Genomic DNA, 2726 nt, shown 5'->3' on the forward strand with positions numbered 1-2726 from the left:
TCCGCGGCCGTGGGGTAGCTGCGGCTGGTCAGGCGGTGCAGGTTGTCGTAGGCGAGCGTGACGGTTTCGCCGCTGCGCTTGCGGTGGCTGACGAGGCTGCCGACGGCGTTGTAGCCGAACTGCTCGTAGTCGGTGGTCGATGAGGTATTGACGGTGCTCGGGTGCGGGTAGCGCAGCTTCACCCGGCGGTCGTGGCCATCGTACTCGTAGGTCGTGCGGTTGCCCTTGGCGTCGGTCAGCGTGACCGGCAGGCCGTTGGCGCTGTAGGTGGTGGTGGCGTAGGTTTGTGCCAGTGCCGTGCCGACCGCCCGCTTGACCTGATGCACGCTGCCGTCGGCGTTGTACACCGTCTCGGTGACGCGGTTGCCGCCCTCGCCCGCGGGCAGTGCCTCGGTGACGCGGATCAGCCGGTCGAGGTCGTCGTAGGCGTAGTCGGTGACCGCGACCGGGGCGGCGGCCGTCGGGCAGGTGGTGGCCGCAGCGGTCACTGCCGGGCCCCAGGCCTTCAGAAGCTTGCCGGTGGCGGTGTAGGTGCTGCACTAGATACTGAAGTTAAAGGTGCGCTGCGAGGGCAGCCGCAACACATGGTCGGCCTTGAGCTTGACGCGTGCCTTGGACGCATCGCCGGCGTCATCCATAACGATGATTTCGCCGCTCTGATGTAGTTCGAGCAGCGTCGCCTCTACCATGTTACGCGTTGCTGGCGTCGTGTTGATCAGCCCGAGGAAAAACTGCTCGAAGGTCATGCCATCGGCGCCCTCGAATAGCATGGCGGGAATCTGCGCCATCATGGTTTCCTTGCTGACTGTTGCTGCTACTTCGCTGAAATCGAATCCCATCTGTAGTCGGTTCTCATCGTCGATCTTGCCGATGTAGCCCGTGCTGAACATGTGGAAACCAGCCTTGCCGTAGTGTGCAAAGTGGTTGTGGTGTTGCCAGTGGGTAGTCGCCATCACATCGCGCGCCTTCCAGTGCTGCGAGAGATGCAGCAGCCAGAAGTCGCCATGCCCGCGCTCGGGCCTGATGAAGAACGGCGTGTAGAACTGTGCCGAGCACTGGCTGGTCAGGCTCTGATACAGGGAGGATTGCAACTGCACTCGCCAACGCGGCGACTGCTTGATCTCGTCCAGATCGGCAGCACGCACTGACGAGCGCATGCCAGTCGACAACTCGAAGTCTGCGAGGTTCTTCTCGTTGAGGTAGCTGATCAGGCTGTCGATGTAGAAAGTGAGGATTACCTCGGCGTGCTTTAGTTTGGCGAAAATGTCGCGCAGACAGCTCATCGGCACGGCGGAGTAGCCATACTGGTCGAGCACGAACAAGCCGCGTCCCGAACGTGGGCTGCGAGAGTGCGCCCGCTGGATAGCAGTTCCGCAATGGTCGGCGAACTTGCCTTTGACCAGCTTGATGATACCTGTGGCTACGCCTCCACCATACCCCCGTTCATCGAGGACATGCCCCAGGTAGTCCAGCGCATAGCTGCAGTCATCGATGCAGATCAACTCCACATCAATCTTGATTGGCTTGCGGCGCTCCTGACGCACATTAACCAGGACCTCGGCCTCTCGAATTGCCTCAAGGATCACCAGTGGGGAGCCTGGCACCTCCTGGCCGGACTCGTTTTGGTAGAGCCCCCCTCCGCAGAAGCCATCTACTATGGTCAGCTGGATCTTGTCCTGCTGTGGCATCGACACAAGCGTCAGGAAGTAGTCGATCAGGTAGTTGCGCAGAAGCGCGTGTTTGACTTCACTGTGCCGTTTCAGCAGCGGGGGCGGGTCTCCCCAAATCCAGTCGTAATGTGGCATTGAACGGCGCGCTGAGAGTGCTCTGATGGTCCCTGCGCAGCAATGTGCCTGCGGAGCTTCTCATAATCAAGCACATTGTCGTAAAGCTCAGAAGGCGCTGACGCGATGAATGGCCGTCACCGGCATTTCGTCCCATGTCCGGCCGTTCAACTCGCGGCCGTTGGCTGCTTTTGCGCGTTTCTTGCCATCTGCTCCCCAGCCGCCCCACTGCTTGAAGAAGAAGGCCACGTCCTGCTCCTGGCACTGTTCGCGTACGGCCTCGACCCACTCCATCTTCATTGGCCGCGCCCTAGGTCCGGACTCCCCGCCAACGATGACCCAATGGATGTCCGTCAGGTTGAGTTCGCCCACATCGGAGAGTAGAGGCTCGACCGATAGGAAGCGGATGGTGGCTGGCACTTGACGGAGGTAGTCGATGCGAGGCACCCCGGAGTCGCGGTCTTCGACGGAAACGCCCAACCAAGCATTGTTCGGCACCGAGCGCGTCCGGAAATACCGAGCCATGCGCGCGGCGCGTTTGGTGAGGATCTGATACGTGTGGTGAGGTGTCTGCGCGATGACCTCAAACACCTTGTCGATGTAGTGATCCGGCACCCGATCGTGGAACAGGTCCGACATCGAGTTCACGAAATACACCGTTGGCTTCTTGCGCTTAATCGGGTCATTGAGCCGTTCTGGCAGTAGGGTCAGCGCAAATCCGTTCTCATAGCCAGGCGTGCCCATGGCGTTCAAGCGCTTGGACATGGCCTCGGCATAGCAGTGCTTACACCCCGGAGATATCTTGGTGCACCCAACGGTCGGGTTCCAAGTCTGCTCCGTCCACTCGATCTTGCTGGTTGTTGTCATCGCGATACTCCCTGCGTTGCTATTAACCCGGCAATCAAATAGGTTTTGATATAATTCGGGCATGGAAAAGATCGA

At 60.1% G+C, this 2726-nt stretch carries 3 protein-coding genes; all 3 read right to left on the minus strand.

All coding sequences use genetic code 11. The features are described 5' to 3' along the window. Positions 1-488 (minus strand): hypothetical protein (locus ACUH78_RS18950; RefSeq protein WP_445334418.1); only part of this gene is annotated, 488 nt, incomplete at its 3' end. A 51-nt stretch (positions 489-539) separates the two neighbouring features. Beyond that, complete coding sequence (locus ACUH78_RS18955; RefSeq protein ID WP_270069111.1) at positions 540-1805, minus strand: three-Cys-motif partner protein TcmP; 1266 nt, start codon at positions 1803-1805, stop codon at positions 540-542. Between the two features lie 87 nt (positions 1806-1892). Then, positions 1893-2726, minus strand: an 834-nt coding sequence (locus tag ACUH78_RS18960; protein ID WP_510497602.1) for a DUF5131 family protein, incomplete at its 5' end; no start/stop codon positions are given.

The organism is Thauera sp. ZXT1-4, assembly GCF_052598215.2.